At 57.7% G+C, this 6995-nt stretch carries 7 protein-coding genes and 2 pseudogenes; 6 read left to right on the top strand and 3 right to left on the bottom strand.

The window, feature by feature from the left end; genetic code table 11:
* Positions 1-205, top strand: a 205-nt coding sequence (locus P0D80_RS47880) for a transposase (RefSeq protein ID WP_408295201.1), incomplete at its 5' end; no start/stop codon positions are given.
* Positions 206-572: 367 nt separating this feature from the next.
* Here P0D80_RS47880 and P0D80_RS47875 read toward each other — a convergent pair.
* Positions 573-1874, bottom strand: coding sequence for a dicarboxylate/amino acid:cation symporter (locus P0D80_RS47875; RefSeq protein ID WP_408295198.1), 1302 nt, complete (start codon positions 1872-1874; stop codon positions 573-575).
* Positions 1875-2267: 393 nt separating this feature from the next.
* Positions 2268-2465: pseudogene (locus P0D80_RS47870) on the bottom strand (IS3 family transposase); the annotation flags it as partial.
* An 85-nt stretch (positions 2466-2550) separates the two neighbouring features.
* Between P0D80_RS47870 and P0D80_RS47865 the strand changes: the two are divergent.
* Positions 2551-2979, top strand: coding sequence for a response regulator (locus P0D80_RS47865; RefSeq protein WP_408295195.1), 429 nt, complete (start codon positions 2551-2553; stop codon positions 2977-2979).
* 562 nt (positions 2980-3541) lie between these two features.
* Positions 3542-4033, top strand: a complete 492-nt coding sequence (locus P0D80_RS47860; protein ID WP_408295192.1) for a hypothetical protein — start codon at positions 3542-3544, stop codon at positions 4031-4033.
* A gap of 587 nt (positions 4034-4620) precedes the next feature.
* On the opposite strand, the gene P0D80_RS52060 is transcribed toward P0D80_RS47860, so the two are convergent.
* Positions 4621-4746 (bottom strand): hypothetical protein, encoded by a 126-nt coding sequence (locus P0D80_RS52060; RefSeq protein ID WP_494478668.1) that lies wholly within the window; start codon positions 4744-4746, stop codon positions 4621-4623.
* Between the two features lie 25 nt (positions 4747-4771).
* Here P0D80_RS52060 and P0D80_RS52055 point away from each other — a divergent pair, with 25 nt between their 5' ends.
* From P0D80_RS52055 to tnpB, 3 genes and pseudogenes are all read left to right on the top strand, one after another.
* On the top strand, positions 4772-4978 hold the full coding sequence (locus P0D80_RS52055; protein WP_494478667.1) for a hypothetical protein: 207 nt from the start codon (positions 4772-4774) through the stop codon (positions 4976-4978).
* Positions 4979-5911: 933 nt separating this feature from the next.
* Positions 5912-6168, top strand: a pseudogene (locus tag P0D80_RS47850) (IS30 family transposase); the annotation flags it as partial.
* Between the two features lie 671 nt (positions 6169-6839).
* Positions 6840-6995: IS66 family insertion sequence element accessory protein TnpB (gene tnpB, locus P0D80_RS47845; protein WP_408295204.1), on the top strand; the 156-nt coding region annotated here is incomplete at its 3' end.

Genomic DNA, 6995 nt, shown 5'->3' with positions numbered 1-6995 from the left:
CCCGCGAAGTCCCTGGCAACGCGGCACCAACGAAAACACGAACCGACTTCTGCGTCAGTACTTGCCCCACGGCACGCAACTTGATCAATACTCCCATGCAGAATTGAACAAGATCGCAGCGCGGCTCAATGAAAGGCCCAGAAAGATATTGGGCTTCCTGTCTCCGGCCGATAAACTATGCGAGGCTGTTGCAGCGACTCATTGAACCTACCGCGGCTTTTCTTCGGAATATCCCGCTCCATCGCCAGGCGACGACTGACGCACGCAGCCGCGCTAGTTCCATCAGTGCCGGCCTCACAGGCTTCGTGTCTGCGCCAGCCTGCCTCCTGCGCTTACCCACTTGTACAGCGTCTGTTGAACCACGCCCAGTGTTGCCGCCGCTGCCACGCTTTGCCTAGCCTTAACCCGTCACACTGCTTCAAGCCGGAATTCGTGTATATACTGCGCCCACTTCGCCTTGCCAGTCATCGTACTTCGCCGTTGTTGAATCTACCTGCTTAGCAAAAGACGCATTTCTCGGAGGCGGTTCAACGCAGAGGCAGATCCAGTCGCTTACATCCCGTTGGTCGAGTTCATTTCGTCTGCCCGTCAAGTTGAACAAACGAAGCCGGATCCGTGGTCCTCGCGTCGCCGCGTTCCAAGCCCGCAGTCCGCTTGCTTTCCCACTTCGCGATGGCCGCCGTCGCGATGCTGTTGCCGATCACATTTGTCGCTGTACGGCCCATGTCGAGGATCTGGTCGATCGCAAGCACAAGCACGACGCCCGATGGCGGCAAATCGAACATTGGCGCCACGGCTGCGACGACAACCACGGAGCCGCGAGCGACCCCCGCCATACCTTTGCTGCTTACCATCAGCACCAACAGCATCGCGATTTGCACGCTAATGGGCATGTCGATCCCGAACGCTTGCGCAATGAAGATCGCGGCGAATGCCTGATACATCATCGATCCGTCGAGATTGAACGCGTATCCGAGCGGGAGGGTGAAGCCGACTACTTTCTTGTCGACGCCGAACTCTTCCAACTTCTCAGTCAGACGTGGATACGCAGCTTCGCTGCTCGCGGTGGAAAATGCTAGCATCGCGGGCTCACGGATACACTTGAGGAGGGCCCAGATCGGCTTGCCGAGGAATGCATATCCGGCGAGTATCAGCGCGATCCACAAGAAAGCGAGTCCCACGTAGAAGCTCGCGACGAGCTTGCCGTAGGTGATGAGTATATCCAAACCATGAACCGTAACCGCCGAAGCCAGAGCGCCGAATACGCCGACGGGCGCGAGGCGCATTACATAATCCGTTAGCTTCAGCATGGCAGGCACGAGCCCTTCGACACCGGCGACGAGCGCTGCGACGCGTGGGTCCGACTTGGTTACGCTCAGAACAATCCCAAACAGCACAGAGAACACAAGAATTTGAAGAATATCGTTTCGCGCCATCGCATCAAGGATGCTCGTGGGAAATGCGTGAGTGGCGAAATCCCTGAAATCTAGCGCAGAGGCATCGAGTCCGGTCGCCACGTCGGCGTTCGTTTGGATCATATGCAGACCAGCGCCCGGTTGAAGAAGGTTCGCAAGGACGAGCCCGAGAGCAAGCGAGAACAGGGACGCACACAGGAACCAGCCGACCGACCGCAGGCCGATCCTTCGCACGTCGCTCGTCTCCTCCAAGCCAGCAAGACCCGAAACGAGCGTCGAAAAAACGAGCGGCGCAATTATCATCTTGACGAGCCGTAGAAAGATGTCCGTGGCAACGGAGAAGTAACCGGCGATTAGTATGGCGTGCGCCTCATCCGCCGCCGTCCGATGGCAGATATAGCCGACAGCTACGCCAAGCACCATCCCCGCGAGAATGTAGAAGGTGAGTCGATTTTTCATGTGTCTCCGTCCTGAGATGGCGCATGAGTCTGGATATGTGGAGTGCGCCTTTGACTGGCACGCCCAACGACTCTAGAAGCGTTGACTTGTGTCAGGGTGCAATCTTAGAGATCGCGGAGGAATTTTGAATGCCGTACATGCATACTGTCATGCAAGTTTTGCATAGCGGGGATTCTCAGGCCGATCGTCCGCAGCGGGTCACAGAACCTAGAGGGGCTTGCCCCTCTGCAACTCGCCTGTGGGGATGGGAAGGGTCGTGCCAGTCGCCTGACAAACCTGCCACACTTTCTGGTGCGCAGATAATTGGTGTAAGCAACCAGCCATCCCGATCTTGACTATGCGTACGGCTCTTGACTGAAGCACCCTAGGTTTCCCGGAGACTGTTTGCTTGAGTCACGCCCCGACGGCGGACCCGGTGAGTTCCGAATAACAAGCGGGTTCTGCCTCGGCAGGTGGAATGTCGCCGACGGGGCCGAGCAGCCGACGGCTGTTGAACCAGTCCACCGATTCGAGCGTCGCCATTTCAACGGCCAGCAAGTTGCGCCACGGGCCAAGACGATGGATCACTTCCGCCTTATACAAGCCGTTGATCTTTAAAATGCCACATAGCGATAATTGGGATAATATAATAATATGGAAACAATGAGCCTTCTTTCCAAAATCTAGGAGAGTCCGGATGGACGTGCTGGTCGTCGAAGATAATAAGGAGGTGGCAGATAGTCTGGCATTCCTGCTTGACTGCTATGGCCATCACGCCACTGTCGCCGAAAACGGAGACGCGGCACTTTCACTGGTAGCTAGCCATGCCTTCGAGCTGGTACTTCTCGATGAGGACCTGCCCGGAATCAAGGGAAGTGCGGTTGCACGGGCAATTATCACAGCGCCTTTCGCTGGGCGTCCCTTCATCGTATCCATGACCGGTGGCAGCGATGTCGACGGACTACCCCGGTTTTTCGACGTCTGCCTGCGCAAGCCGTTCGCTTCTAATGCACTTCTGCAAACCATTGAAGATGCCCGAATTTGGGGGCAAGCCAGCGCTTTTCTGGCCGCCTATGCATTGCATTGCTGTGAGCGACGGTCTGCCGCAAGGCCGATAATACGCTAGCCGACGTGGGTTTCGGGGGGCCTAAGGTTCTGCTTCGCGTTCAATACAAAGTCACGTGCTAACAATCCTCTAATGTCCGACGACGATACATGCGATGAGGCGGACGGACAGACAACTCGCAAGCACTCGGCCGCGTAGAGCCTGCCGTCGCGAGTCAGCCATGGCATTACGAAAGCGCCATGAGGAGCATGTAGCTTGCGGCGCAGCCGAAACAGCTCGCAGCGAATCGCATAAGAAACATATATCTGAGTGAGCTATCCCATGATGAATTCTCATTCCGAAAGCCTCGGTTATCTCGAGCGTAGTGCGGGGAACGACCGCCTCAGGCGCGCCTTGGCCGCACGCCTAGACCGGGCATTGAAGCGGGCTGGCATGAGTTCCGCACGCGCAGCTAACTGGCTCGGTGTCAGTGAGCATGAAGTGGAATATTGGCGAGGCGGAATCACTGTGCCGCCGCTGAATGTCTGCATGCGCCTTGCTACGATGCTCAAACTCGACGTTCACTGGCTTTGCACTGGGCAGCCTCGGGCCTCCTGATTCGCGCTTTATGGCGATCGGATGCATGCAGTTCTCTCCGTTGCCTATATGTTTTGATGTGCGCGGGCCGCTCGGTATCGCGGTCAGAATCACGCCGCTGCGCACTTTCTCTGATGCGGAAAGTCCGTTGTTTTCGCAGAGCCGGGGGTATCGATCGATGAAGCCAGCCAAAAGAGACGGTGCCTTCGAGGAGCCAGCACGGCTCAAGGTCTATGAGATGGAACTGGCGAGAGCCACCTCGCATATCGCGAGCACGCTGCACGAGCATACCATGCTGGAGGCGGTGGCAGAGACTATTCAGGCCTTCCAGGCGTCGCGCGGAGGCGACGACCTTAGGGCATTTGCGCTCGCCCTTCGCGGAAGACTAGAACAGCGCGGCAAGTCGGCCGCGGCGAGGGTGCTCCAGTACTTCGCGGAATGCAGAAGTCTGCCAGATGCGGTACCAAAGGCGCCACACGGACCGGTGCCCGCTCGCCTGCCCGGCGTCCGGAGGCGAGCACGAACACGCGTAAAGTGAGTGATGGGCAACGGACGTAGGCCGCATACAACGCTAACTTTCGAGGAACTCATGCTGCAACTGGAACAGGAAAGCGGTTCAACGACGCGACGGGGTTCGGCCTTGTCACGCGGGTCGACGGTGGAGAAGACCTCCGCCCGCTTGTCGAAGATTCAGGGCAGCGGCTGCAGGACGGTCCGAAGGTCAGCATCGATGTGAAGCAGGGGCAGAAGGAAGAGCACGACGCCAACATTAAGTCGCCTAAAACACGTGACGGGTGGCCCGGCGCCAACCTTGGCGGAATGATTGATCATGATGCGGCCCATTCGCAAAATGGCCGGGAAACCAATCTGGGAACCGCATGCGCAATGTGCCGCGACCGGAAGTTTCGGCCTACCTCGTGACCCGCAATACGTTGCAGTTTCTCGCATGCGACGCCCGAAGTCAGAGCGCGGCCCGGTTCACTGGCTCGGAGAAAGAGAACGCTTGGCTGAAGCGTGGTTTTTAGCCGGCGTCAAGCAGCACGGCCGGTCGTGTTGCCTCACGGAATGATGTTACTCCGGGGTAATCGTCACCTCGGGGGTGTTCTGCGATGGAGGCTGGCGCCGCTACGCAGCGCCAACCTCCATCGCATCGGGCTCACCGAGAACTCTGGTAACCGGCTCCCTCGCGCGGTTTGATCGCCATGCTGCAACGCGTCGCTGCAGCGTCCGAAGCTGAGCGCTTGAGTACATCGCCGTCGATCTTGACGCCGCCGCAATGCTCGACGAAATCGATTTCCAGATAGCCGGGCAGCGGGTCATTCCAGTCGGCGAAGGTCCGAACAGGAACGGCGCGGCGAATCGCGTTGCCAACTCCTCCGGCACGCTTGCGCCGACCACCGAAGGCCTGTTCACGAACGTCGGCGAGCAGCCGGTCGATGGTCGCCGCACTGATGCCCAGGAGCCTCTCGCGCAAGCCGTCTGACAACGACAGATGACCATACCGGGTCATCGATTCGACCAGCGTCGGAATCACCGCCTTCAGCCGTTTCCCACAGATTCGGTCGGCGGCTTCCCAGAGCGTTATCAGGGCCGCACGCACTTCGTCGGTGTAGCGGCGAGGGGGACCAGGCCTTGCCTTCGACGCCCGCGCTTCATTGCATAGCACGCGGATCGCGTGCTTGCGGTGATAGCCCGTCAATTTGAGAAACTCGTCCAGAATCTGGCGTTTGCCGCTCCGGTCCGAACGTCGGTAACGCTCGCCGACCGCCTTAATCAATTCCCGTCTTGTCGCCATGCTGAGTCGCCTCGTCATAAGTCGCCTCTGCCAGCCGTCTGGAAGGTAGCAAATTACATGAGGCAACAACCCGGGCCTGGTAACAAATAACCTGAGTCAATGCGCCGGCCAAGATAATTTTCGCCGCCCAGTTTTCAGTGCAGTTCTAAACTAAGGCCCGCTGATGCAGGTTGCGCCCGAAGAGCGCTCGGGTGTTTTCGTGAACTGTCGCGCGTCGTCTCAGCTCTGGGGCAAAGCAAACGTTGGCGAATCGCATCCCAAGGATGTACGCATGGTGAGAGGCAGGGGATGAGTGTCGTGTTTCCGCGCGGATTCAACCGGTCGATGCACCACAATGAGCGCTGGGAGTGTTGCAAATCAAGCCGAGGTGTCGGATCTACTGCCGCGATAGCCAGAAAACGTTCATGCGGGAGCGGTGGCGTGCGGGTAAGTCGCTGCAGCATATCGCCGGGATCTTCAATCGCAATCATTCGTCGGTACAGGGAATTCTGGCGCAAACTTGATTGAGGGATCCAGCCGGCGCCACGGCGACGATCTACGCTGGCGCTAATGCTTACTTAACGCGACGAGATATCCGGAGGCCTAGTTGCGGGCGATTCGATCGGCAGGGACACGAGGATGGCCGGTCACAAACTATTCACAATTGCCACCGAGATTGTCGTGTACTTCGGCGATCCGAACACCTCTGGCAGCGCGGTTCGAATGAAAAAATCAATGGCCTGCGGAGGCAGTACTTCCTGAATGGCATCAATCTGTCCGCGCGCCCACGCGCCAAACTCAATGCCGTGCCAAGAGGGCTGAATGAACGTTCGAGGAAGACACTGAATCACGAGATGTCCGCCGAACGGTTCCAGCCAACTATTGCATCGACCGGTTGAATCCGCCGGCCTCCGTGGACGCTCAGACCCGTGGGTTCGTGAGGCGGCTTCTCATTCCTTCTGGCGCTCAGAGCATCGCGCGAGGGATGTAATATCCGCTGTTTGTCGTTCACCCGATGGCAAGGAAGAGCCCGCAGTGTGCTTTGTTCGTCAAACCAATTCGAAGCTCTAACGATACAGGATTAATGCCGATTGCTAACCGTACGTGTGAATCGGACGAATAGAGTCATTAGTCAAAAATCCTTGTTCTGTAGAGGAGGAGGCTTAAAGGCGGGTGGGCAGAGCCCATGGCGTTTCGATCGTCGGTTGCTCCAGAAGAGATGTGAACGCCGCACTTAGCAGTCGATACTCTCGGCATCGTTACTTGCTGTCGTCTTCCCGCACATGCGAATGACGTTGCGCCGGCCATCTCTATTGGGGAGCGCCTCACTTTGCTCGTTCGAGTCGGGCGGACGTAGGAAAATGTGAGTTGCGCACAACTTCGCTGAAATGCGGTCCGAGGCAGCCTGCCCATCTTCCACCCGCTTCTTACCGGGCATGTGGAACTTTCTCGAGATTGCGTCTATGTGACAGCATAGGACGGACCTGGTCATCGACGCGATGAATAGTCCTGTGTCAACGCTGAATGCCTTGTGAAGCATTAATCGTGCATTGTTCCGGCCTTTCGACAAGTGGTGGAGCTTCGGCTCAACGATGAGCTGAACGTCTATGTGCATCGCGACGCCATCGATTTCCCCGCGAGCATCAACGGTCTTGCAGCTATCGTCAAGCAATCGATGAAGCTCGATCCATTCGCGCGCATAGTGTACGTGTTCAGCAATCAGCGG

The sequence above is a fragment of the Paraburkholderia sp. RL17-373-BIF-A genome (genome assembly GCF_046030175.1).
Taxonomy (GTDB): domain Bacteria; phylum Pseudomonadota; class Gammaproteobacteria; order Burkholderiales; family Burkholderiaceae; genus Paraburkholderia.
The sequence above is the reverse complement of the archived record's forward strand: the minus strand, read 5'-3'. Positions and strand labels throughout refer to the sequence as shown.